This window comes from Oceanobacillus sp. HCA-5259, assembly GCF_037892815.1.
Taxonomy (GTDB): domain Bacteria; phylum Bacillota; class Bacilli; order Bacillales; family Amphibacillaceae; genus Oceanobacillus; species Oceanobacillus indicireducens.
Genome location: NZ_JBBKBV010000012.1, coordinates 1 through 24,110 on the forward strand (window position 1 = coordinate 1; position 24,110 = coordinate 24,110).

General features: G+C 41.8%; 23 protein-coding genes, 10 tRNA genes and 1 rRNA gene. 6 read left to right on the forward strand and 28 right to left on the reverse strand.

Annotated features, from left to right (window positions below; all coding sequences use genetic code 11):
* The 12 genes from WKU33_RS08740 to WKU33_RS08795 all read right to left on the reverse strand — a co-directional run.
* Nucleotides 1-104: ribosomal RNA gene (locus WKU33_RS08740) — 16S ribosomal RNA — on the reverse strand; the annotation flags it as partial.
* A 253-nt stretch (nucleotides 105-357) separates the two neighbouring features.
* Nucleotides 358-431 (reverse strand) — tRNA-Ile (locus WKU33_RS08745).
* A 7-nt stretch (nucleotides 432-438) separates the two neighbouring features.
* Nucleotides 439-512 (reverse strand) — tRNA-Gly (locus tag WKU33_RS08750).
* A gap of 10 nt (nucleotides 513-522) precedes the next feature.
* Nucleotides 523-599 (reverse strand) — tRNA-Pro (locus WKU33_RS08755).
* 8 nt (nucleotides 600-607) lie between these two features.
* Nucleotides 608-681, reverse strand: a tRNA-Arg gene (locus tag WKU33_RS08760).
* Between the two features lie 40 nt (nucleotides 682-721).
* Nucleotides 722-806 (reverse strand) — tRNA-Leu (locus WKU33_RS08765).
* 115 nt (nucleotides 807-921) lie between these two features.
* Nucleotides 922-996 (reverse strand) — tRNA-Gln (locus tag WKU33_RS08770).
* An 8-nt stretch (nucleotides 997-1,004) separates the two neighbouring features.
* Nucleotides 1,005-1,081 (reverse strand) — tRNA-Asp (locus WKU33_RS08775).
* Between the two features lie 156 nt (nucleotides 1,082-1,237).
* Nucleotides 1,238-1,309 (reverse strand) — tRNA-Glu (locus WKU33_RS08780).
* Between the two features lie 11 nt (nucleotides 1,310-1,320).
* A tRNA-Ser gene (locus WKU33_RS08785) sits at nucleotides 1,321-1,412 on the reverse strand.
* A gap of 3 nt (nucleotides 1,413-1,415) precedes the next feature.
* Nucleotides 1,416-1,490, reverse strand: a tRNA-Asn gene (locus tag WKU33_RS08790).
* A gap of 224 nt (nucleotides 1,491-1,714) precedes the next feature.
* Nucleotides 1,715-2,167, reverse strand: coding sequence for a SprT family protein (locus WKU33_RS08795; RefSeq protein ID WP_340454157.1), 453 nt, complete (start codon nucleotides 2,165-2,167; stop codon nucleotides 1,715-1,717).
* 402 nt (nucleotides 2,168-2,569) lie between these two features.
* Here WKU33_RS08795 and WKU33_RS08800 point away from each other — a divergent pair, with 402 nt between their 5' ends.
* Nucleotides 2,570-4,060 carry a catalase gene (locus WKU33_RS08800; RefSeq protein WP_340454159.1) on the forward strand — a complete coding sequence of 497 codons (1,491 nt, stop codon included), beginning with the start codon at nucleotides 2,570-2,572 and terminating at the stop codon, nucleotides 4,058-4,060.
* A gap of 223 nt (nucleotides 4,061-4,283) precedes the next feature.
* Here WKU33_RS08800 and WKU33_RS08805 read toward each other — a convergent pair whose 3' ends face one another.
* The 14 genes from WKU33_RS08805 to acpS all read right to left on the reverse strand — a co-directional run bounded on the left by WKU33_RS08805 (nucleotide 4,284) and on the right by acpS (nucleotide 16,587).
* Nucleotides 4,284-6,443: a Tex family protein gene (locus WKU33_RS08805; protein ID WP_340454160.1), complete on the reverse strand. Its 2,160-nt coding sequence runs from the start codon at nucleotides 6,441-6,443 to the stop codon at nucleotides 4,284-4,286.
* Nucleotides 6,444-6,548: 105 nt separating this feature from the next.
* The gene (locus WKU33_RS08810) at nucleotides 6,549-7,139 is read right to left on the reverse strand and encodes a SpoIIE family protein phosphatase (RefSeq protein ID WP_340454162.1); all 591 of its coding nucleotides are present in this window, start codon (nucleotides 7,137-7,139) and stop codon (nucleotides 6,549-6,551) included.
* Nucleotide 7,140: 1 nt separating this feature from the next.
* Complete coding sequence (gene sigB, locus WKU33_RS08815) at nucleotides 7,141-7,932, reverse strand: RNA polymerase sigma factor SigB (RefSeq protein WP_156855986.1); 792 nt, start codon at nucleotides 7,930-7,932, stop codon at nucleotides 7,141-7,143.
* Nucleotides 7,904-8,380: an anti-sigma B factor RsbW gene (gene rsbW, locus WKU33_RS08820; RefSeq protein ID WP_340454164.1), complete on the reverse strand. Its 477-nt coding sequence runs from the start codon at nucleotides 8,378-8,380 to the stop codon at nucleotides 7,904-7,906. Before rsbW ends, sigB begins: the two co-directional genes overlap by 29 nt.
* On the reverse strand, nucleotides 8,380-8,712 hold the full coding sequence (locus WKU33_RS08825; protein ID WP_340454166.1) for an STAS domain-containing protein: 333 nt from the start codon (nucleotides 8,710-8,712) through the stop codon (nucleotides 8,380-8,382). Before WKU33_RS08825 ends, rsbW begins: the two co-directional genes overlap by 1 nt.
* 87 nt (nucleotides 8,713-8,799) lie before the next feature.
* Complete coding sequence (locus WKU33_RS08830) at nucleotides 8,800-9,813, reverse strand: PP2C family protein-serine/threonine phosphatase (RefSeq protein ID WP_340454167.1); 1,014 nt, start codon at nucleotides 9,811-9,813, stop codon at nucleotides 8,800-8,802.
* A 111-nt stretch (nucleotides 9,814-9,924) separates the two neighbouring features.
* Nucleotides 9,925-10,326, reverse strand: coding sequence for an anti-sigma regulatory factor (locus WKU33_RS08835; RefSeq protein ID WP_340454168.1), 402 nt, complete (start codon nucleotides 10,324-10,326; stop codon nucleotides 9,925-9,927).
* A 3-nt stretch (nucleotides 10,327-10,329) separates the two neighbouring features.
* Nucleotides 10,330-10,686, reverse strand: a complete 357-nt coding sequence (locus WKU33_RS08840; protein ID WP_156855991.1) for an STAS domain-containing protein — start codon at nucleotides 10,684-10,686, stop codon at nucleotides 10,330-10,332.
* A 15-nt stretch (nucleotides 10,687-10,701) separates the two neighbouring features.
* On the reverse strand, nucleotides 10,702-11,571 hold the full coding sequence (locus WKU33_RS08845) for an RsbT co-antagonist protein RsbRA (RefSeq protein ID WP_340454169.1): 870 nt from the start codon (nucleotides 11,569-11,571) through the stop codon (nucleotides 10,702-10,704).
* 260 nt (nucleotides 11,572-11,831) lie between these two features.
* Nucleotides 11,832-12,191, reverse strand: a complete 360-nt coding sequence (locus tag WKU33_RS08850; protein WP_156855993.1) for a type II toxin-antitoxin system PemK/MazF family toxin — start codon at nucleotides 12,189-12,191, stop codon at nucleotides 11,832-11,834.
* Between the two features lie 3 nt (nucleotides 12,192-12,194).
* Entirely contained in the window at nucleotides 12,195-12,479 is a 285-nt protein-coding gene (locus WKU33_RS08855) for a CopG family ribbon-helix-helix protein (RefSeq protein WP_156855994.1), read from the reverse strand.
* 899 nt (nucleotides 12,480-13,378) lie between these two features.
* Entirely contained in the window at nucleotides 13,379-14,389 is a 1,011-nt protein-coding gene (locus tag WKU33_RS08860; RefSeq protein WP_340454171.1) for a LolA family protein, read from the reverse strand.
* Nucleotides 14,390-14,437: 48 nt separating this feature from the next.
* On the reverse strand, nucleotides 14,438-15,952 hold the full coding sequence (locus WKU33_RS08865) for an NAD(P)H-hydrate dehydratase (RefSeq protein WP_340454172.1): 1,515 nt from the start codon (nucleotides 15,950-15,952) through the stop codon (nucleotides 14,438-14,440).
* Nucleotides 15,953-16,230: 278 nt separating this feature from the next.
* Entirely contained in the window at nucleotides 16,231-16,587 is a 357-nt protein-coding gene (gene acpS / locus WKU33_RS08870) for a holo-ACP synthase (protein ID WP_340454173.1), read from the reverse strand.
* Between the two features lie 121 nt (nucleotides 16,588-16,708).
* Between acpS and WKU33_RS08875 the strand changes: the two genes are divergently transcribed.
* The 3 genes from WKU33_RS08875 (at nucleotide 16,709) to WKU33_RS08885 (ending at nucleotide 19,460) form a co-directional block, all read left to right on the forward strand.
* Nucleotides 16,709-17,482 carry a rhomboid family intramembrane serine protease gene (locus tag WKU33_RS08875; RefSeq protein ID WP_340454174.1) on the forward strand — a complete coding sequence of 258 codons (774 nt, stop codon included), beginning with the start codon at nucleotides 16,709-16,711 and terminating at the stop codon, nucleotides 17,480-17,482.
* Between the two features lie 87 nt (nucleotides 17,483-17,569).
* The gene (locus tag WKU33_RS08880; RefSeq protein WP_340454175.1) at nucleotides 17,570-18,049 is read left to right on the forward strand and encodes a PH domain-containing protein; all 480 of its coding nucleotides are present in this window, start codon (nucleotides 17,570-17,572) and stop codon (nucleotides 18,047-18,049) included.
* Nucleotides 18,042-19,460 (forward strand): PH domain-containing protein, encoded by a 1,419-nt coding sequence (locus tag WKU33_RS08885; protein ID WP_188857121.1) that lies wholly within the window; start codon nucleotides 18,042-18,044, stop codon nucleotides 19,458-19,460. The genes WKU33_RS08880 and WKU33_RS08885 overlap by 8 nt, the downstream gene beginning before the upstream one ends.
* A 60-nt stretch (nucleotides 19,461-19,520) precedes the next feature.
* Here WKU33_RS08885 and WKU33_RS08890 read toward each other — a convergent pair whose 3' ends face one another.
* Nucleotides 19,521-20,954, reverse strand: coding sequence for a DEAD/DEAH box helicase (locus WKU33_RS08890; protein WP_229782667.1), 1,434 nt, complete (start codon nucleotides 20,952-20,954; stop codon nucleotides 19,521-19,523).
* A 499-nt stretch (nucleotides 20,955-21,453) separates the two neighbouring features.
* Between WKU33_RS08890 and WKU33_RS08895 the strand changes: the two genes are divergently transcribed.
* Together WKU33_RS08895 and WKU33_RS08900 are read left to right on the forward strand one after the other, a co-directional pair.
* Nucleotides 21,454-22,362 carry a DMT family transporter gene (locus WKU33_RS08895; protein ID WP_188857122.1) on the forward strand — a complete coding sequence of 303 codons (909 nt, stop codon included), beginning with the start codon at nucleotides 21,454-21,456 and terminating at the stop codon, nucleotides 22,360-22,362.
* Nucleotides 22,363-22,382: 20 nt separating this feature from the next.
* Nucleotides 22,383-23,246, forward strand: a complete 864-nt coding sequence (locus WKU33_RS08900; RefSeq protein WP_340454176.1) for a DegV family protein — start codon at nucleotides 22,383-22,385, stop codon at nucleotides 23,244-23,246.
* A 130-nt stretch (nucleotides 23,247-23,376) separates the two neighbouring features.
* Here WKU33_RS08900 and WKU33_RS08905 read toward each other — a convergent pair whose 3' ends face one another.
* Nucleotides 23,377-24,069, reverse strand: a complete 693-nt coding sequence (locus tag WKU33_RS08905; RefSeq protein ID WP_156856115.1) for an alpha/beta hydrolase — start codon at nucleotides 24,067-24,069, stop codon at nucleotides 23,377-23,379.
* Nucleotides 24,070-24,110 lie beyond the last annotated feature (41 nt).

The following is a 24,110-nucleotide window of genomic DNA, read 5'->3' on the forward strand; positions in this document are numbered from 1 at the left end:
GGACGTCACTCCCGAAGGAGATCAGTCCGCTTCCCGCGCTCGACTTGCATGTATTAGGCACGCCGCCAGCGTTCGTCCTGAGCCAAGATCAAACTCTCCATAAAAGTGTTTGTAATAGATGACACCGTCATCTACTCTTAGCTTCAAAAATTGATTCAAGGGATAAAAAGCACTCGTTAGATAAATCCAACGTTTAACTTCTTACCTCTTTTTCATACTGGTTGTTTTGTTCAGTTTTCAAAGAGCAAATTTCTGGCCACCTCATTTTCCCGAGGCAACTTTTATATAATATCATCCATTTCATTTTGAGTCAACCTTTTTCTCGGAAAAAGTTTTTAATCTTTAGAAAGGGATGGATGGGCCTGAGTGGACTCGAACCACCGACCTCACGCTTATCAGGCGTGCGCTCTAACCAGCTGAGCTACAGGCCCCTCTTAATGGAGCGGGTGAAGGGAATCGAACCCTCATCATCAGCTTGGAAGGCTGAGGTTTTACCACTAAACTACACCCGCATAATCGAAATGGTCGGGAAGACAGGATTTGAACCTGCGGCCCCTTGGTCCCAAACCAAGTGCTCTACCAAGCTGAGCTACTTCCCGCCGACCAACGCGCCCGAGAGGAGTCGAACCCCTAACCTTTTGATCCGTAGTCAAACGCTCTATCCAATTGAGCTACGGGCGCAGAATTTCTTTTATGTTATATATAGTAAAAATAAAAAAAGTGCGGTCGAGAGGACTTGAACCTCCACGGGATTTAACTCCCACTAGGCCCTCAACCTAGCGCGTCTGCCATTCCGCCACGACCGCATAATAAAAAATGTTTTTTAACAAAAGGATAAAAATATTGCTTCTAATTAATAGTCTGCCTATCATTTGTTCCCGATTGATCACGAATCGTTACAGTGTAGTTTGGGGAAATAAATGGCTGGGCTACTAGGATTCGAACCTAGGAATGACGGGACCAAAACCCGTTGCCTTACCGCTTGGCTATAGCCCAACGTCGAATGGCGGTCCGGACGGGACTCGAACCCGCGACCTCCTGCGTGACAGGCAGGCATTCTAACCAACTGAACTACCGGACCCATTTCATCTTATATTATAGAGTTAGAAATTTAGAATCTAACCCCGGTTCCCAGAAACTCCCTCCGTAAACAATTGCTTCTCAAACACTGATGCGTTTTCGGGAACTTGTTTGTGGATTCGTTTCTAATCGACCGTTTCAATCTTTTTATAAAAGATGACCCGTACGGGATTCGAACCCGTGTTACCGCCGTGAAAGGGCGGTGTCTTAACCACTTGACCAACGGGCCATAAATTTAAATGGCGGAGAAGGAGGGATTTGAACCCTCGCGCCGGTAAAACCGACCTACACCCTTAGCAGGGGCGCCTCTTCAGCCTCTTGAGTACTTCTCCAAATGGCTCCACAGGTAGGATTCGAACCTACGACCGATCGGTTAACAGCCGATTGCTCTACCACTGAGCTACTGTGGAATGTTTGAACTGTTAAATAATGTCAACGAGAAATATAATACCTTATTTCTGAACACTTGTCAACTACTTTTTTTAATGTTTCAAACTAACAATTTGGGACAACCAAAAACGTTAGCTTATATAATTTAACATGGTTTTTACATTTCGTCAACGCATTTTTACAAGTTTCATGTTTTATTGCTGAAGAGACACTGATTCAGCTCGGCCATTTTTTCAGTTTCTTCCTATTGTATAGCAACCAATTTCCCTTTACATTTTCCGCAGACATATTTCTTAGTATCGACTTTGCGTTTCCTTTTATATAACCTTCCGCAACGGGAACATTCATATTTATAATTAAAAGAATTAATTTCAGATGGAAGTGGCTTGCAGTGCCGAGGAGATCCTGTCTTCTTTAATAACTCTTTAAAATCCCGATCACCATGCTTATACCCCTTTCCCTCAATATGTAAATGATAATGGCATAATTCATGTTTGATAATACCATGAAATTCAGTTTCATCCGTTTCAAGCGCGTACTTCGGATTTAGTTCTATTAATCGTTTCGCTGGTATATATCTTCCTCCGGTTGTCCGGAGTCTATGATTGAAGCGCACCTGGTCCTTAAACGGTTTATGGAAAAAAGTAACCGAAAGATGGTGAACCAACTCCTTTAATTCCTGCTCATTCATCATCATAAATAACTTCCTTACTATCCTAGTTTCCTCCCATTATATCATAATAAGCGCTCGCATCTTTATGTCCTGCTTTTCGATAAGCAAGTTTATTGTTATTCTAATTAATTCTAGTATAAGATATACAGATGAATGACTATCAATAGACCCAAACACTTGGTTACACCCCTCTTTTTCTCATTTAATATTATTAATTGAGAAAAAGAAGATGAATAATCAAATAATCTACTTCTAGCCTTCTTCTTAAGGGAATAATCTGTCATTTCAATTCTAAAGCGAGGCTTAGCTTTAATTGACGCATTTAGTATTTCCAAGCAGTAAATATTAGGCTATATTAATAGTAATCTGCTAATAATTGTGTTATTATAATAATTGTAGTTAAAAGATTAGGGAGGAATTAAAAGTATGGAAAACAACAAAAAGAATATGAAAATGACCACAGCTTTTGGTACACCAGTTCCTAACGATTATGATTCCAAAACAGCTGGTCCTCGTGGTCCTTTATTAATGGAAGACTTTTGGTTCTTAGAGAAACTAGCACATTTTGATAGAGAAGTAATCCCAGAGCGTCGTATGCATGCTAAAGGTGGCGGTGCTTATGGTACATTAACTGTAACAAACGACATCACAAAGTATACCAAAGCTAAAATTTTCTCTGAAGTTGGTAAGAAGACAGAAATGTTTGCACGTTTCTCTACTGTAGCTGGTGAACGTGGTGCTGCTGATGCAGAACGTGATATCCGCGGAGCAGCTTTGAAATTCTATACAGAAGAAGGTAACTGGGATTTAGTTGGTAACAACACTCCTGTATTCTTCTTTAGAGATCCTAAGCGTTTCCCTGATTTAAACCACGTCGTGAAGAAAGACCCAGTAACAAACTTGCATAACGCACAAGCAAACTGGGATTTCTGGAGTAGCCTTCCAGAAGCATTACACCAAGTAACAATTATCATGTCTGACCGTGGTATTCCGAAAGACTTCAGACATATGCATTTGTTTGGAAGCCATACGTATAGTATGTTCAACGCTGATAATGAGCGTCATTGGGTTAAATTCCATTTCTATTCTCAACAAGGTATCGAAAACCTTACGGATGAAGAAGCGGAAGAAGTAATTGCAAAAGACCGTGATAGCAGTATCCGTGATTTACGCGAAGCAATCGATCGTGGTGAAAATCCGAAGTGGAAAATGTACATCCAAGTCATGACAGATGAGCAAGCAAAAAATCATTCAGACAACCCGTTTGACTTAACTAAGGTATGGTATAAAGGCGACTATCCACTAATCGAAGTTGGTGAATTAGAGCTAAACCGTAACCCACAAAACTATTTTGAAGAAGTAGAGCAAGCGGCATTTGCTCCAACTAACATTGTACCTGGTATTGGATTCTCGCCAGATAGAATGCTGCAAGGAAGACTATTCTCTTACGGTGATACACAACGTTACCGCTTAGGTGTTAACCACTGGCAAATTCCAGTAAACTATCCGAAAAACGCTGAGAACTTCCACCCATACCACCGTGACGGCGCAATGCGTATCGTTCCTTACCAAGGAGGACACGTATCGTACAACCCGAACAGCTATGGTGAGTGGGAAGACAGCCCAGAGCATCAGGAGCCACCGTTAGAGCTTGGCGGAGATGCAAACTACTGGGACTTCGATGAACAAGATGAGAACTTCTACGAGCAGCCTGGTAAGTTATTCCGTCTTCAGTCTCCTGAAGCACAACAACGTCTATTCGAAAACACTGCAAGAAACATGGACGGTGTATCTAAAGACGTACAGTTAAGACATATCGTCAACTGCTACAAAGCTGATCCAGCTTACGGAGAAGGAGTAGCAAAAGCACTCGGTATCTCTCTAAGCGAAGTTGAAGCAGCTGTTGATAAAGAATAAATTCTAAAGCGAAAGCGCCCATGTAGGGTTAAAACGCGATTCGTTTCGCAACACCTGGGACTGCGATTACTTGTTCCACCGAGGAGCATTTGCACGAGCACATCCAGTATATGGAATGTGCCTCCTAGGATGGTACGAAGGTGAAGGAAGTCTTGCTAGTCGCTGGGCGCGTAAAGAATGAAAAAAATCTGCTGGGAGCATGAATTGCTCTCCAGCAGATTTTTTAGTTTTTCACCATGGAAAGGGCTATACGCCCTTTTTCTTCATCTACATTTTCCACCCAAACCGTTACAACATCCCCAACAGAAGCAATGTCCATCGGATGCTTCACAAATTTAGTGGACATTTTAGATATATGCACGAGTCCGTCTTGCTTAACTCCAATATCGACAAAGACACCAAAATCAACAACATTACGTACGGTACCCTGCATCTCCATTCCCGGTTTTAAATCTTCGAGGGATAAAACATTCCGCTTCAACAAAGGTTGCGGGAAATCATCGCGCGGATCTCTTTCCGGACGACTTAATGCATCGATAATATCCTTTAATGTCGGTTCACCGATAGCTAGTTCTGCAGCAATCTCTTTACGATTGATTACCTTAAACTTTTCACGCAATTCATCTGTTCCGATATCTTCTATTGTATAGCCTAATAATTTCAGAAGTTCTTCTGTCGGTTTATAGCTCTCCGGGTGAATCGGTGTCCGGTCAAGCGGGTTTTCTCCATCAATAACCCGCAAGAAACCAATCGCTTGTTCATAAGTTTTAGCCCCGAGCCGTGGAATCTTCTTCAATTGTTTCCTATTCGTGAACTTCCCTTCCTCATTTCGTCTTGTCACGATATTATTGGCTACGCTCTTACTTAGACCAGATACATATTGTAATAAAGAAGTAGAGGCGGTATTCACATTGACACCGACTTGGTTAACAGCTGTTTCTACGACAAATGTTAAAGAGTCATTCAACGCCTTCTGACTGACATCATGCTGATATTGACCAACACCAATCGACTTGGGATCGATTTTCACAAGTTCTGCAAGTGGGTCCTGCACACGGCGGGCAATTGAAGCAGCACTCCGCTCCTCTACTTGTAAATCGGGAAACTCTTCCCGTGCAAGTTCTGATGCAGAGTACACACTCGCCCCTGCTTCATTCACAATAATATACGGAATATCGAGCTTATTATTTTGAATACAATCAGAGATAAATTGCTCGGTCTCCCGGGATGCCGTGCCATTCCCAATCGCAATTAGTTCCACCTTATATTTCTCAATAAAATGAAGGACTGTTTTCTCTGCACCTTTCACGTCGAGTCTCGGAGCTGTAGGGTAGATCACAGAGACGTCATGGACTCTCCCCGTTTCATCAACTAAAGCTAACTTGCAGCCTGTCCGAAATGCAGGGTCGACACCAAGGATTGTTCTTCCTTTTAATGGTGGCTGAAGGAGTAGGTTTTTCAAATTCACGCTAAAGACGTCAATCGCTTGTTCCTCCGCTTTTTCAGTCAGTGCATTCCGGATTTCTCTTTCAATTGAGGGTTGGATCAATCGTTTATAACTTTCCTCTACCGCAAGCTTTAAAAACTCAGCAACCGCACCAGTAGTAGAACGCTTCACCGTTTTCCGGTTCAAATAGTCGACAACCTTCTCGATTGGCGGCTTAATGGATACTTTTAAAACATCTTCCTTTTCTCCGCGATTAAGCGCGAGGATACGGTGCGATACGAGCGAACGGATATTTTCTTCGTATTCGTAATACATTTCATATACTTTCTTTTCATCGAGTTCCTCGTTCTTCACTCCGGAAACGACCTTACCACGCTTCCATGTCTCATCTCGAATATATTCCCGGTACTCTGGAATATCAGAAATCCATTCAGCGATTATATCATTCGCACCTTCTAGCACTTCTGCCACTGTAGTTAATTCATACTCCTCAGACAAATAATTTTCCGCTTCTTTATGTAAATCAATATCGTTTTGTTCCCAAATTAGAGTTGCAAGCGGTTCAAGACCTTTCTCCTTCGCCTTCGTTGCCCGGGTTCTCCGCTTCTGTTTATATGGCCGATATAAATCTTCCACTCGCTGTAACTGGGTTGCGGAATTAATCTCCAATGCCAGTTCTTCCGTTAACTTGCCCTGCTCCTCAATAATGCGCAACACTTCTTCTTTACGCTGGGATAACTGAAGTGCGTACGTCCATTTATCTTGAATCAATTTAATTTCTACTTCATCAAGTCCACCTGTAATTTCCTTTCGGTAGCGCGCAATAAACGGTACAGTGTTTCCCTCATCAAATAGAGCAATAACTTTTTCAATTACAGGCGTTTTTATATTTGTTTCTCTAGCGACCAATTGAAATAACTCATTATCATAACTCATCGGCATATCTTCCTCCTTATTCCTCTATTTTACCAGAATTCAGGATATAGAGTCAGCTTCACGTGAAAAAACCGGCGCCAAGCACCGGTTTCTCCATATCCCTTCTCAATCATACCTTATCGCAATTAGCGTCGTATCATCACTGCGATTTGGTTCAGAAGTTAATTCATAGGCTTTTGTAATTCTATTTACATCTTTATCGGTGAAATAACAGTGGGATAACTCTTTATCCTTCACACCATCTGAAAACATAATAAAATTAGTGCCTTTGTTCAACTTATAGTTTTCCACTTTAATGGAGCGCTTATACCCCGCCAGATAGCCAGTGTTCGGGATATTACGCTTTTTCACTCGATCATCGGTCACTGTCATGATCCCAATATTTCCAATTGAAGAGAAAGAATAGACCTCGGACTGGAAATCCATCTTTAAGATACCGAGGACTACCCCACGCTTCCCATATAAAATTTCATTGCTTTTTCTAACGAGTTCTTCCACACTAACATGATTGTTCTCTTTAATAATGTCAATGACCGCCTGGGAAGATTCCATAGCATACTCCCCACTTCCGAGCCCATCAGCGATCGCACAAATAAAATGGTCCTCTGTTTCATTGTAGAAATAACTGTCTCCACAAAAAGTATTCCCTTGCTTTGGCTGTTGGTACACGGAGACAAATACATTTGATTGTCCCATATTAATCCAACACCTCGGATTGATCTGTTTGGATTGCTTCCCTTAATTTTAATAATGCTTTCCGAAGTAATCTGGAGACGTGCATCTGCGAAATACCTAATATCTCACCCGTTTCCTTCTGACTCTTATTCTCAAAATACGTGTATTGTAAAATAAGCTGCTCCCGCTTGGATAAAATCGGCATTACTTTCTCGAGGATCATTCGCTGATCGATTGTATCATAACTCGTATCTTCATCTCCAACGAGATCTAGTATTGCAACTGTACTCCCTTCCGAATCCGCTTCTACTTTTCTGTCAACGGAAAGTGCTTTATAACTTTTACCCATTTCCATCGTTTCCAGCACTTCTTCTTCAGAAACTTCCAGGTAATCAGCAATTTCTTCCACTGTAGGAGATTTCTGATTCGCCCTCGTCAGCTCATCAACTGCCTTTTTAATTTTCGGCCCAAGTTCTTTAATCCGTCTTGGGACATGGACACTCCATGTTTTATCACGCAAGTAGCGTTTAATTTCACCAATGATCGTTGGAATCGCAAAGGATTCAAACGATTTCCCGAACGTTTCATCATATCGCTTCACAGCGGCTAAAAGACCAATCATCCCAACTTGCGTGAGATCCTCATAAATAATGCTGTTTCTTGAATATTTTCTTGCAATGGATCCCACCAGGTCTTTATAGTGTAATACAATCTTTTCCTGAACTGCTTCATCAGTGGGGTTTTCTTGTAAATGTCTTATCCATTGGTATACCTCATCTCTTCCTTTATGATGTGGTTGAGATTCGGTCGCCATCTAGACCCACCTCTGCTTCATTTATATATTTAGTCATAATGATAATAATTCCACTATGATCATGTATTTCTACTTTATCCATTAGTGCATCGATTAGGAAAAGACCAAACCCACCTTCCTGTAAATCTTCCACTGGTTTTGATTTCTTGTATGGACCTGCCTGCTTACGGACTTCTTCTACATCAAAGCTAACTCCTCGGTCTGCAACCATCACTTCAAGACGATCTTCATAGATACCGAAGCCAATTTGGATCTCACCTTTTTCACCCTTTTCATAGGCATGGGTGACTGCGTTTGTTATCGCTTCTGAAATGGCAATTTTTAAGTCCTCTATACTCTCATAGGAAAAGCCCATTCGGTTTGCAATACCAGAGAGACTCAATCGAATGACACCAATATATTCTGCTTTAGCCGGGATTGTCATTTCAACAAATTCAAACTTCTCCATTATTCATTTCCACCTCTAATCGCTGCCTTGATATCCATAATTTCGTCCAGCCCGGTAATCTGGAATAGACGGTAAACGCGGTCTTGGATGTTCACCAACTTTAACTCACTATCATTCTCTTTAGCGGACTTCAACGCACCAATGAACAGTCCAAGGCCTGTACTATCCATGTATGTAACATGTTCCAAATCAACAATGACTTCCTGGCCGACTTTTTTCGTTACGATTCCAAATGTTTCCTTCAGGTCAGGAGCGGTATATGCATCTATCTCCCCAGCAAGTGTTATGATTGATTGGTTTCCTTCTTCGGTAAGCGTAATTTCAAGATTCAAGGTAATCCCCCCATCTCATAATATATTCTAAATGTATGGATTTACTATTTCTAGACACATACCTTCATTACCCGGTTGCAATAAATCTTAAACCGTCTTGCGTAAAATTAATAAACTAAAATCATCTTGAAGCTGGAAATCTTGCAACCTCTCAAAATAACGATAAACTTCTTGTACCATATCTTGAGCGGACAGATGCAAGTATTGTCGAATCACATCAAACACCTCATCAATTTCGATGAACCGGTCACCATCCCGGCATTCCGTGACACCATCTGTCATTAAGACGATCATGTCGTTTTTTGCGATTTCAATTTCCGCTTGTTCATATTCTACATCTTCGGAAACACCGAGAACAAGACCCGCTGTTGAAAACTCTGTAAAACGGTCCTCATCAGCACAATAATAGTAGCCCGGTTCGTGTCCGGCAAAGGAATAAGCAAGTTTGCCCGTTTCCGGGTTATATTCGCCATACATCATGGTAATGAACATATTGGACTCGGTGTTCCTTTCCACGACTCGGTTCAAATTCCTCAAAATGACCGGTGGTGGTGTAGATTCTTTCGGCAGACTATCCAACGAATACTTAATCATCGACATGCACAGTGCAGCCGGTACACCTTTTCCAATCACATCTGCCATTGCAATCCCGATTGTACCATCCAAGTTTTGCAAAAAGCTATAGTAATCACCGTTCATCTGGTTAGCCGGAACACTGATAACACCGATATCGAGCCCGGCTATATCCGGCTTCTTCGTTTTTAATAATGTCTTCTGCATCTGTGCAGCAACCGATATTTCCGATTTTAAAGCAATTTGCTGTTCTCGGAGAATTTGAATTTCTTGATGGGCAAGTCCATACGATATCATCGCTTCCAAAAGGAAATCAAGTGAATGTTCAAAGGAAGCGAATAAGTCCGGATATAACTCTTTCAGCGCTTTAATATGTATATTGACAATTTCCTCCGGTAAGATATTATGCTTGATAAAAGCCTTGCTGACCAGTTCAACACCGTAGAGTGCTTTTTCATCTTGAAACTCAATATATTCCGCCAGCAGTTTTTTATATTCAGCTGCTTTTTCCTCGAAAAAATTCTCCATTGTATTCCCCCTATCTCAATCTCCATCTCCCTTACCTTATATAATAAGGATGGAGTGCAAGCTGATAGCAAACACTCCATAACTCTTCAAGATTATCTAGTAACATCGTGCTTAGCGCAGCCACTTAACCGTTTTAATTGTTGTACCTTTCCCTATCTCGGAATAAACTTCGAATTCATCCATCAAGCGTTTTACTCCAGGCAATCCAGCGCCTAGTCCTCCAGATGTCGTAAAGCCATCTTCCATTACTTGACTTATATCAGAAATCCCTGGGCCCTCGTCTTCAGCAATTAAACACAGCCCTGCCCTACTATTATTATAGATTATTTCATAGGATATCTTCCCTTGATCAGCATATAAATATATATTGCGAGCGAGTTCCGATATTGCGGTCGCAATTCGAGCTTGATCAACGGTACTGAAGCCGATTTCTTTCGCCATTTCCCTACCAAGCTGACGCGCCCCTACAATATCCCACTCTTTATGAATGTTCACACAGGACTGAGGATTCATCTATTATACCCCCAATTCCTTATGGAGTTTGAGAAGCCCTTGCTCAAGATCCAATGCGGTTGGTACATTTTTCATATTTATTCCTAAATCAATCAATGTCATGGCAACAGCGGGTTGAATTCCCGTTAATACTACCTTCGCCCCCATTAAATCTGACATTGTAACCACATCTCCAAGAACTTTCGCAATGAATGAATCGATGATATCGACCGATGTTAAATCAATCACTACTCCAGAAGATTCTGTTTTATATATTTCATCCAATAAATCTTCTTGAAACTGTATTGCTGTCTGATCATCTATTTCTGTTTGAATCGATATCAACAGATAATTATTCAGCTTAAGAATTGGTATACGCAAAGATCTCACTCTCCTTTATATCGAATCAATAATATTCTTTATCTGTTCTTCCCTGTTTTTCCCTTCTAGCGGAACGATTTTCCTGTTTGTTATTTCCAGTGCAGACATGAATCCTTTTTTCAAGGAGCTCTTTGTCGAAAAATCGCTTAAATCAATGCCTAAATTCACGATTGTTTGGGCAATTTCCGGACGGATACCAACTAGAATACATTTCGCCCCGATTAAATGGACGGCTTCCGCTGCTTGAATAATATGATGCGCAACCATCGTATCAACAACTGGTACGCCTGTAATATCAATAAGGACAACTTCCGAGTTATGGTTGATCGTACCTTGCAGCAAATTTTCCATAATTAACTTTGCCCGTTCGGTATCAATCGTCCCGATAAGCGGCATGATTGTAATCCTGTCCATTACTGGGATAAGGGGGGCTGACAATTCCTGAAGTGCAACACGCTGCAAGGAAACGATCTGTTCCCAGTTGCCTGTGTATTCATTTACCAACTTGCGAATAATCGGTTCCACCCAGTCATCCACACTTTGAAATACACTTTTAATCTGTTCCGTATCGTCCATATCGTCCAGATTAGACAAGATATAATCAACGGTCACCCGTCTAAATACTTGTAAGCCATCCGTAATATAGCTTAGTGGCCAGCCAAGATTAATAATTTTCTCGGAGAATTGTTCAACTTCTTCCATCGATCCTTGACTTTGAATACTTGTAAAAATCACATTCATAAATTCGCGGTTCGTGCTTTCGTAAAGCTCGTCCCCGATATTTGTTGTGTAATTTTCATCTTTCAGATTGCGAACATTATCCATCCACATCTGAACAATAGCATCACTGTTTTCAAGAACAATTCGTTTAAACTTTGTCTCCACTCTTAATACCCCCGTCTTCTATATTCATGCTTATTCCCTATAATAACATGCTTTTTCATCGTTAGACTATTTCGAAACCATTTTATCCAATAATTCGCGTCTAATTAGGAATGCATCGTATTTTGTACGAAAATGCCTAAAAAAACCATTCTTTAAAAATCGTACCATACCAACTCCCCGCCAAAAAGAGAAAGAAGGACTATTTCAAGAGTAAGGAAAGCACAAAAAAACCTTCCAATTATTATAGTTGAAAGGTTTCATCAATGATCATATATATCCTTCAGCCCTAGGCTTATTTCAATCGCCCGGTTAATTTTCTCCATCATTTCTTTATCTAGTCTTGTTATTCGATCTGTTAATCGCTGCTTATCCAACGTTCGAATCTGTTCCAAGAGAATAACAGAATTTCGGTCAAAACCATATTTTTTGGCATCGATTTCAACATGGGTAGGCAACTTAGCCTTTTGGATTTGTGCTGTGATAGCTGCTACAATTACCGTTGGACTAAAACGATTTCCGATATCATTCTGGATAATCAATACCGGACGCACTCCTCCCTGTTCGGATCCAACCACAGGAGATAAGTCAGCGAAGTATACCTCGCCTCTTTGCACGTTCAAATGCTACACCCCGATCACAGTGCGCTCTAGGGTGTCATCAGCCTCCTCTTCAGCCTGGAAAGCCTCTGAAGCTATGTTAAGATTAATGTGGCCCATTTCTTCATAACCGCGTCGCATCGTTTCCATAAATTGCTGGAAATGCGCCTGTTTCTTCTGCTCTAAATAGTTCTTCGTTGCCTGATAAATGAACTCACTTAAATCACCATTATCATTTTTCACCAAACCATCCACCTCGTTAAGAAGATTTTTAGGTAATTTAACCATCACTTCCTGTAAACCCTCTGACAAAATGATGCACCTCCGCCAACTGATGAACATATAATATAATTTCTACTTAATAGTATCATTGAATACGCTTGAATGCAAAGGGATTCCGATAGTTTTCTTACAAAAAAACAAATTTTCTTCGTTTTTTCCCTTGCAAATTAGGGTATATGTTCATATTGGCAGATGTAAATACAATTATTTCTCCCAACCTCAAACCTTAAACATTTAGACGAATAATATTTAAAAAGGCTCTAATATTGCTTTCATACAGCGTAAGTGCAACTTTCATCTGGAAGTCCGCAGTCCAGACACCTCTCGCTTTCCGCAGGCGGCTGGTGAGCCTCCTCGTACGCTTTGCGTACTGCGGGGTCTCACCTATGCCTTTCGACGAACAGGAAGTTCTAATGCCGGCGTTGGTCACAGGACGTGACCGTTCTTAGCCGGCCTCCTGCAGGAGTCTCGAGGTGTCTGGACTGCTCCGAGGAAAAGCGTGATTTGGATTACTGTTTAATATTACAGAAGTACAATCCTTATCATAACGGAATAATTTCTTTTTAAAATAATCCTTTAGACCAGTTCAGTTGCCCGGCGGACGGTGACTCCTACAGGAATAGCACGAGTCCAGACCTGAGCAGGAAGCGGTTTTCTTCCGAGGAGGCTGAGGCCGTGCCCGTATGTGGCAACGTCTGACATTAACGTCCTGTGCGTCGAGGCTTCGGCTGTCCCTTAGGATGCGCATCCGTCCGCCGGGCAACTGAATGGTAATTAGAACGCCAATAAAATGAATGCACAAAATACTTACGCTGAATGAAAGTGTTTGGCATGGAAGCGGTGTATTTTGCAAAAATATTCCCTTAAGATGAGTAACAGTTTGTCTTACTGTATCAATCTTAAGGGGATTATTCAAGTGCATTTGGGATTCATTTTATTTCTTGGCCTTGGACGGACTGGGCAACTTCAATTAATTCTTCTTTCGTTAGACTGTCACTTGCCAATGTGTAATCAATTCCTTCATGATTCCAATGGAGGGTTTCGTCCGTCAATGCCCCGATTGTAAAACCGAGATTCACAATTTCCCCATTAACTGCTTCAGGTGTCGTTAATGTTGGAACGTCGGTACGCATCTCCTGAACGAGGGTGAAATCCTTCTCACCGCCATACGTCAAAATGACTCGTTTTCCGTTATCAAGCTCCATTTCTTTCCGGTCAACTGCTTCTGCACCGGCTGTATAAAGCGGATGAAGTACGGTAAAGACTTCCTCTTCATTACTGCTGAATGTCGGAGCGTCACTGTTTGTTTCCATATTTTTCTCCATGGCAAAATCATCCGACTCAAAGCTTACTGCTGTATCAAATGCATGAAACTGGACTTCTACGACTGCTTTATCATCGACATCCAATACTTGCACTGCAGTTGGATAGAAAGTTTTCTTGTCAAAAAGAATCTGCTGGTACGGCAAGTTCGTATTGTTTTGGTAATTCGTTTTTGTCTTAAACGCATAATGGGTTTCCGTTGCTTCAAAGCTTGCTTCCTCGTCATCTAATATGTCTTTGACGAGCGAGTGGTAAAGGTAAGGCTGGCTGCTGTTTTCTGGCCATTCCGATTGGAATTTGAAACTTCTTTCAAGGGCTGGAGTTAACACAAACACTCCGTCTTCATTTTTCAAGATGATTTGACTACCCTTGTCATCTTCCTGAGAACCGAGCTTCACGCGATAATAATCCTCTTTCTGATGCCAAATATCAATCGTAAACCGCTGTTCTTCCTGTCCTGTCTTCATCGTCATTTCTGCTTCTGCTTTATAACCATCCATTTCCTCCAACGTTTCGGACAGTTTTTCGACAACATCTTCCTCCGATTTCTCTCCACAAGCTGAAAGGATGACAATACTGATGACGATGAGGAATATTCCAAGATAGCGCTTCTTCATACACATATCTCCCTTGTCTCAATTAACAAAGGGAACAAATCACGTTTATCAGGAAATCATACGATATACTTCACGAATCCAGGCGATGATATCTGTTGCCGTTAGATCATAGACACTATGCTTATGCTGTACTGCTAAATCAGCACTCGTACCATGAAGGTGACAAGCATTGCAGATGGCGGAAAAAATGGTTTGTTTTTGTAAAATCATGGCGAGCATTATCCCTGTGAGTACGTCACCGCTACCGCCTTTTGCAAGACCGGGATTTCCGGTTGCATCAACCACCTGCTTACCGTCCGGGCTCGTAATAATGGTGTACTTCCCTTTTAACACGACATAGACTCCGTAATCCTCTGCGAACTCTTTCGCATGCTGGAAAGGAGATGTTAACGTTTCTTCTACCCGCAAATCAAGAAGCCTGGCCATTTCTCCAGCGTGAGGCGTTACAATTGTCACAGCATCTCTCGACTCAAGTATGGGGAGTAAGTTGCTTAGATGATATAATCCATCGGCATCAACTAGAACGGGACAAGTCGCTTGCTTTAGCACCTGCTTTATTAGCTCCTCCCCCTGCTTACTACGGCCCATTCCGACACCGGCAGCGATTGCGTCATACGCTGATACATCCAAGTGATTATCCCAGACTAACAGCCCGTTTTCATCCTTCAATATCTTAAACATCGCTTCTGGTATCCGGGAAGCGATAATTGGGATAATTTCCTCCAACGTTCCTGCAGTCACTAAGCCTGCCCCTGCGACAAGCGCTGCCTCTGTAGCCATAGTAATCGCTCCTGGCATCCTTGCACTGCCACCAATGATAAAACCCTTACCATGGTCTCCTTTATGTGCGTACGCCTGTCTCCTTGGAAGGGTTGCTTGGAACTGATCGCTATCGTATAGGCGGCGGGTCGTATATTTCTCCATCGTCCGCTTGGAGAAGCCAATCTCAACGACTTTCCATTCCCCGTAATAGCTGGCCGTGTCCGGTAAAACCGCAGTCATTTTCAAAGCTCCGACAATAAACGTGTAATCCGCTTGTACAGCCACAGTAAATGGCACTCCTTCATCAGCCGGTAACCCGGACGGAATATCAACGGAAACGACCCGGGCATCGGATTCGTTTATCCGCTTGATCACGTCTTGATACGGCTCACGCAGCGCACCCTTCTTCCCGATTCCAAGTAAAGAGTCAATAATAACGTCTGAGTTTTTAATGATTTCTTCTACATCGTGGTCTATGAGAGAAAATATTTCCCCATTGCTGTTCAAATAAATTTTCTTATGCAGCAAGGCATCTCCCTGAATCAACTCATCAGGAACCACTTGGAAAACCCGTACATTATAATCATGTTCCGTCAAATACCTCGCAATGACAAAACCGTCTCCACCATTATTTCCTGCTCCGACGAATACTGTTATCCGCTCTGTTCGCTCAAAAAGAGAGATGATGTTACGAAATATCTCCCTTCCGGCATTTTCCATAAGCACGTGCCCCGGCAAACCGATTTCCTTCATCGTATGCCTGTCGATATCGTACATTTCCTTCGCGGTGACTATAAACATGAAGTCCCCTCCTGCCCGCATTAAAATACTATGAGACAACCACTCCGTTTATGCAGATTCTCTTTACGCATTCTTTTGAACAAAGGCGCAAGCGCCCGTTTAGCAACGTACAAACTGGAGCACTCCGGAATGAGATAAAGGAAACACGGCGAACGTAGAGAGCCGATGTTGACTTATCGATTGGAGGAGTGTGAAGTTTGATAGTTGCTGGGCGCTGGAGCCGGACGTGGCTAGCCCGGGATACCCAAGTTATCACAGCATTTATATTTTATAGTTTCTTATACTTGAACAACGACTTGCGCTACGGCATATTCCTTACTATGGCTGATTGATAATAAAAAAACATACCCTTCATAGCCCTGCACTGTAAGTTGTGGCGCCCCGCTCTCATCATGGATTATTTCCATGTGCCGGAAGCTTAATTTCCCGATTCCAGTCCCGAGCGCTTTTGCACATGCCTCTTTTGCCGCAAATCTCCCTGCTAAATATTCGATCTGGCGCCTCCGGTTGGTAAATTGTTCATATCTTGTCAACTCCGAATCAGTCAACACCCGAGCCGCAAGTCGGTCTCCCTTGTTAAGACTTGACTCTATTCGGCATAGTTCAATAATATCTATTCCAATTCCTTTAATCATTGGCTTTTGCCTTCTCTCCTTGAATGATAATAGCTAATGTTGGTCATAACTCGTATTATTAATTATTATAATAGTACCTGAACATTATAGGAAACTAAACTTATTTAGGAGGCTTCTTCTATTGTTTATCCGGAACGAAAGAAGTTTAAAAGAATTTATAAATCTTTACCCCGTCGTCTCGACACTTGTTATCATTCACATCGTCCTTTGGTTGGTGATGGAATTTTTTCAGTCTGGGATCGGTTGGATTGTTTATGCATTTGGAGTTGGCCATAATTTATCCGTTGCAATGGGCGAATATTGGCGCTTGGTTACCCCAATCTTCCTCCACCGGGAATTGACACATGTGTTATTCAATTCCTTTGCCCTCGTCATCTTTGGGCCGGCGCTTGAGTTGATGCTTGGAAAATTCAAATTCATCCTTGCTTATTTAGCTGCTGGGGTTATCGCAAATATTGCGACGTTTTTAATTGAACCTTTACAATACACACATTTAGGAGCTTCCGGAGCGATCTACGGATTATTTGGTATCTATATATTCATGGTTGCTTTCCGCAAGCATCTCATTGACCAAGGTAGTTCGCAAATGATCAAAACTATTTTCATCATTGGAGTACTTATGTCTTTCGTCGGAACGCGGATTAATATCGTTGCCCACTTAGCAGGCTTTGCTGGAGGATTCGCGATTGCACCACTCTTTTTGAAAAACATCCGCCCTTTCTCGCCGTGGCATGCTTATCAGCGCAGCTATCCAGATGATGACCGGGAGATACAATTTAATCCGAATCGCTGGAATAAAAAAAGAATAATACCTGAAAGCATCCGTAAAAACTGGCTCTGGATTATCATCGGTATTCTTGCAGTCATTGGATTTTTCAGCAGATTTTCCAACTGAATTTAACTTAACTTCCTTCTTCTTTTGAAACTTAATTAGCACCTAATCGTATTACTAGTAACCATCGTAATGGAAGGATGTTGCACAATGAGACAACCACCGAAGCATGCAATCGACCCGCGGGCAGTCGACGTTTGGAAAATCAGCGCCGCCATTTACCTTGGCATACTTTGGCTGATTCTTCTTACGTCGGTAGTCTTTGCGATTCTCTGGGATTGGTCGTTCGTTTATATAACTGGAGCAATAATTATAACTGTTTTATTAAGTTACCTTTTCATTTTCTTATTTCCTAAACTTAGGTATCGGCGCTGGCGCTATGAGATCTTTGAACAGGAAATTTATATCCAGCACGGAATTTTCATCCGTACGCGAACATTAATCCCGATGATACGGGTACAACACGTCGATACAGAACAAGGCCCGATTATGAAGAAATTTCATGTTGCGAGTGTGTCGATTTCCACCGCAGCGACAACGCACATCATCCCTGCTTTGTCAGAAGAAAATGCTTCTGATTTGCGGGACCGGATTTCACAACTTGCAAGGGTGGACGAAGATGATGTTTGAGGAAAGACGCCTGCACCCTGCAGCCATTATTTTTAACATATTAAAAGTAATTAAAGAATTATTTTTCTCGCTGCTAATCGTTTTAGTCGCTGGAAACTTTCTCATATTTTCTATTGCACTTGGGGCATTTAGTATACTCGCTTCGGTTTATGGCATTCTCTCGTGGTACCGTTTTTCTTATTATGTTACCGATGATGAGCTATGGATTGAGTACGGTATATTTAAACGAACGAAACGGTCTATTGCGAAAAACCGGATCCAATCGATTGATTTAACCGAAAGTGTGATCCATCGTATATTCAAACTGACCCGGGTCCAAATTGAAACAGCAAGTGGCGGAGAGAAGGCAGAAGCTGCCCTTTCAGCTGTTTCGCTTAAAGATGCGAAAGAACTCCGGGAAGTGTTAAAAAATAGCGGAAAAGCAGGTACCTTAGTTCCTGAAGAAATGTATCTTGCACAGAAAGAAATTTCCTTTTCCCGCTTGCTCCTAGCCGGAATCACTTCCGGTGGTCTTGGCATTATTATCGGTTTCATCGTCGTTGGGCTCTCGGAATTTGACGAACTCATACCTGAAATGGTGTATAACTACACCTATGAGTGGTTGGTAACTGCAAGTATTATATTCATTGTTCTTATTATTCTTGGTGTTCTTGCCACCATTTGGCTATTAAGTATTCTCTGGACACTCCTTCGCTACGGGAAATTCACTATCAGGAGAACGGAGGATGAATTATTCATTACGCGGGGATTGCTTGAAAGAAAGCAATTGACAATTCCCTTGCACCGGATTCAGGCGATTGGTATTGAAGAAAACATCTTACGTCAGCCATTTGGTTACGCATTTATTTTTGCAGAAATTGCCGGCGGAAATACAGATGGGAAATTAGCGGATTCAACGATCCTATTCCCATTGCTGCATAAACGAGAAATCGCCGCCTTTCTTGATGAATTTGCTCCAGACTTCAGCTGGCAGGAAGAAGAAGTCGAATGGACGAAGCCACCACCCGCTGCATTACCGTATTACTATGTCCGTTCAAGTGTATTATTCTTACTGGCCAGTATCGCCGTCTTTATCTTTTTCCGGTCGTTTGCTTGGATTCCGATTGCTTTGTTCGCGCTCTCCCTAGGCTTGGGCTGGCTCTCTTATAAGGATGCGGGCTTTTACCTTAAAGGGAACAGGTTGTTACTCCGATACCGACACGTGAAGCGCACTACCGTACTCATTCAGCAAAAACGAATACAAGCCTTCGAGAAAAAGAATCATGCACTCGAAAGAAAATGGAGCCTCGCCTCCATGAAAATATCTATTCTGAGCAACACCGGGGGCAAACACTATCACGTGAAAAATTTAGAAGAAGAAAAAGTTAACCAACTGGGGGACAGAATTGCTTATCGAAATAAATTGGAATAAACGCTAGTATCTAAAAAAACGGTTTGGAGCTATATTGCTCCAAACCGTTTTTATTCTTAGTTAGTCTCTTTTACGACGTTTTTGGAAATTACCTTTACGGTTACGTCCACCGTAGAAGCGTTTGTTTTTCGAGCGATGTCCGCCTTTGCCTTTTGAATGGAGTGCTTTTTTCACACTCACTGGTGCAACCGAAGAAATCCGGACTGGTGTGTCTCTTCTTTCTTTCGTCAACAGGCTAATTGCCGCTGCAATAACGGTTACCGAATCGTGATCTTCCAACAGGTCCTTCGCAGCTTCTTGATATGTCGTTAAATCACGCTTATCAATTGTTTTCTGGATTCTTTCGATTGTAAGTTGCTGTTGTCCACGTCTAGCATCTTGAATCGTCGGTGGTGCGAGACGCTTCATCTTACTCTTCGTCGTCTTTTCAATCAAATGTAAATGTGCCATTTCTCTTGGCGTTACAAAGGAAATCGCTTCACCTGTTTTACCCGCGCGCCCTGTACGCCCGATACGGTGTACATAACTCTCCGGATCTTGCGGGATATCAAAGTTATAAACGTGAGTCACGCCGGAAATATCTAATCCACGTGCAGCTACGTCTGTTGCAACTAGCACGTCGACACGACCGTTTTTAAACTTGTTCAATACAGACATCCGCTTTCCTTGAGTCAAGTCGCCATGAATCCCTTCAGCACGATAGCCTCTAGCCTGTAAACCTTCCGTAATTTCATCGACCCGCTTCTTCGTTCTTGCAAACACAATTGCAAGCTCTGGAGAATGAATATCGACATGATTGTTCAACGTATCGAACTTGAATTTCTCCGGTATTTCAATGAAGTACTGATCAATATTTTCAACCGTCATTTCTTTCGCTTTAATTTTTACTTCTTTCGGTTGCTTCATCAATGTTGTTGCGATATCGCGAATTTCCTTTGGCATCGTAGCGGAGAATAGCAACGTTTGACGTTCTTCTGGAATGCCTTTTAAGATATCACGAATATCATCGATGAACCCCATGTTCAGCATTTCGTCCGCTTCATCCAGAACTGCAACTCGTACTTGATCCGTCCGAATAGTTCTTCTCCGCATATGGTCAAGCAATCTTCCTGGTGTTGCCACGACGATTTGCGGGCCATCTTTCAGTGCACGAATTTGCCTGTCCATATGTTGACCACCATATATTGCCAATGCACGAATGCCGACAAATCTTGCAATGCGATTGATTTCCTCTGCGACCTGGATAGCCAATTCCCGCGTCGGAGCCACAACTAACCCCTGTACCTTGCGAAGTTTAGTGTCGATTCTTTCAATCATCGGAATACCGAACGCAGCGGTTTTCCCTGTACCTGTCTGAGCTTGACCGATTACGTCATTGCCCGCTTTCGCAAGAGGAATGGTCTCCGTTTGGATTGGCGTTGCTTCTTCAAAGCCCATTCTTTCCAAAGCCTTCATAATCGGGGCCGCGATATTTAATTCATTAAATTTTGCCACTTAATGTCTACTCCTTCTGTAAAAAAAATTTAGTTATAAGAGGCCACTAGTCCTTTACTTCAGATTTATAAATCCTATCTATACATATACCCATTGCCATTATCAGATATGCACGGTTAAAACGTACAAGGGTTTATCATTCAACCGGGAAAAGATTTATCACGTACCAATTATTGTTTCTCTAAAAGAACAATTAGGCTTCCCTTCCATCTTCGGGGCCTCAAATTACTGTTTGTCTTATGATACCACATCTTTGTCACCATTTTCCACAATGCTCCGTCATAAATACTTATTTAATATATAGTGATCTAAATTAAACTTTGCACTTACGCTGAATGAAAACAATATTATGGATTACAGATTATCTTTCAAACGGCGTGAAATAAATGAATTTTTCCATGAATCATGGTAATATAAGATGATAATATATTGAAAGTAGAGGGGCGTTATGGACCTAGCCATCCCCTCTGGAAAAGGTGTCAATTAAAGGAGTTTTTCTATGCGTCTTCCTGCATTTAATCCGAAAGCAGCTCTCTTTATTGGAGTAACTGCTGTATCCACTTCTGCTATACTCGTTCGACTTGCTGAAGATGCACCTGCAGCTATGACTGCTTTCTATCGTTTATTCTTCGCCGTTATCATGATGGCGCCATTTATATTAATTAACTACCGACATGAATTCAAACAAATCTCTAAAAGAAACTGGATACTTTCTATACTCGCAGGCATATTTCTCGCCGCGCATTTTATTTTTTGGTTTGAATCATTAAGTCATACATCCGTTGCAAGTTCCGTTGTGTTTGTTTCCATCCAACCGGTCTTTGCCTTCCTCGGGACTTATTTATTGTTTCAGGAACGCTTTTCCTATGGTGCCATCATCAGTATGATCATTACATTGTTTGGAAGTCTGATTATCGGTTGGGGGGATTTCCAACTCGGAGGAAACGAACTACTCGGTGATGTGCTCGCCATTTTAGGAGCAATAGGTATCACAGGATATTTTCTGATTGGACAATCTGCAAGGAAGAGCTTGTCTCTAATGACGTATACATTCATCGTATATGGGGTTGCTTCCGTCACTTTATTTATATACAACCTTGGCTTACAGCACTCATTCACCGGTTATAGTGCAACGAACTGGTATGCATTCCTTGCACTTGCCATCATTCCAACATTCTTCGGCCATTCAATTTTCAACTGGTGCTTACGCTGGTTAAGTACAACAACAGTGTCCATGGCCGGATTATTGGAGCCCGTTGGAGCTGCCCTTTTAGCATATATTTTCTTAAATGAAGCTATTACTTGGTCTCAATTTTTAGGTGGAACGATCGTTATCTTCGGCTTGTATTTATTCATCATCAGCACATCGAAAAAAACGAACGTCACCATTTCTCAAAGGAAAAAATAATCAGTTAGGCGGTAATCAGGATGAGAATTCAACTAATGACAGACGGTGGAGCAGACATTCCACAACAGTTAATCGAACAAATGCAATTAGAAATTGTCCCTCTTTATTTAAATTTCAGCGATGGCGAATATAAAACTGGTCATTCATTGAAGCTTGCGAATTTCCATCAGAAGGTAAAGAAGCTTAATGAAGTTCCACTTTCCGCTGCACCAAGCCCGAACGACTTTTACGAAGCTTATAAAAAGGTGCCGCAAGATAAGCCGATTATTATGCTGAGCCTTTCCAAGGAATTAAGTAGTACGTATCAAAATGCGGTCACCGCTAAAAACATGCTTGAAAAAGAAGAACCAGCGCGTAAAATCGCTGTCATCAATACGAAAACAGCTTCAGGCGGAATTGCCCTTTTGCTTCATGATTTATACAATAAAATTCAAGCAGGCTATACATTTGAACAAGTTGTACAGCATACGGAAGAACGAGTTGGAGATACGATTACTTTATTTGTCCTCCAGACGTTAGATAACCTTGTCCGCGGTGGCCGGATTTCAAAGGTAACCGGTAAGATTGCAAAGACGCTCAGCATTAAATTGCTTATGCGTGGTAGTGAACAAGGAGAAATAGAAGTAACAGAACGCATACGTGGAGAAAAACGTGCAGTGAACCGATTTATCCAACAAATCGGAGAGTATACGAAAAATGCGGAAAATAAGAGCTTATTCATGACCCACTGCAACAGTGAATCCCGGGCAACAAAACTATTGAACGAAATAAAAGAAAAATATTCCTTTAAAGAAACGTTCCTAACAGACACCGGTCCCATCATCGCAACTCACGGCGGAGATGGTGCTATCGTAATAGCTTTCTTTAAAGACAGAAAAAAATAACAACAGCGCAAGCACCCTGGGCTCAGAGCGGACGTGGCTAGTCCTAGAAACTGAGTTATCACAGCATTTTTATTTTATACTTTCTTACTCTAAAATAAACCGGATGGACGTAATGTTGTGTCCATCCGGTTTATTTTTTCTTTTCAAGAAAATCATGGACCATCAGATTGATCGTATCCTTATCCTCACCTAAACAAAGCAGATGTCTCGATTGATCCAAGAGTACAATCTCCTTGTGCTCCGAATCAATCTCCTTATCCAAATAGTAAGCTGTCTTATAAGGTACCATCCCATCAAGTTGGCCGTGCGCAATCAATACAGGGGTCTCGACTTCTTTCAAAAATCGTCTCGTGAAATTAATAAGCTTTACAAATTCGATATTCGCTTTTATCGGCACTTGACCAAATTTCCGCTTATAATGATTGTACATTTGATTGTTTTCTAATCCGCCCTTCAACCCATCACGGATTACTTCTTGAACATCCGTCCCAATCTGTTTGAAATCCAAATACTTCCCCGCGGTTGCCAGTAATACTAATTTTTTTACCTTATACTTCGCCGCTAGATAAGCAGCAATCATCCCACCCATCGAAAAGCCGATTAAATAAATTTCATCATATTTCTCCGATAGCTGCTGCAAAGCTTCCTCTGCCGCAGAAATCCAATCCTTGTAAGTGATGTCCTCTAAGTGTAGTTCAATCCCATGTCCTGGCAATGTCGGCAGTTCAACATGCCAATCCGTATGTTCACGCAAATATTTCGCTAACGGGCCAAGCTCATAAGGACCACCTGTAAATCCGTGAATCAATAAACATCCTATCATCCGCATCCCCTCGTTCTAACCATTCCTTTCTTTTATTATCT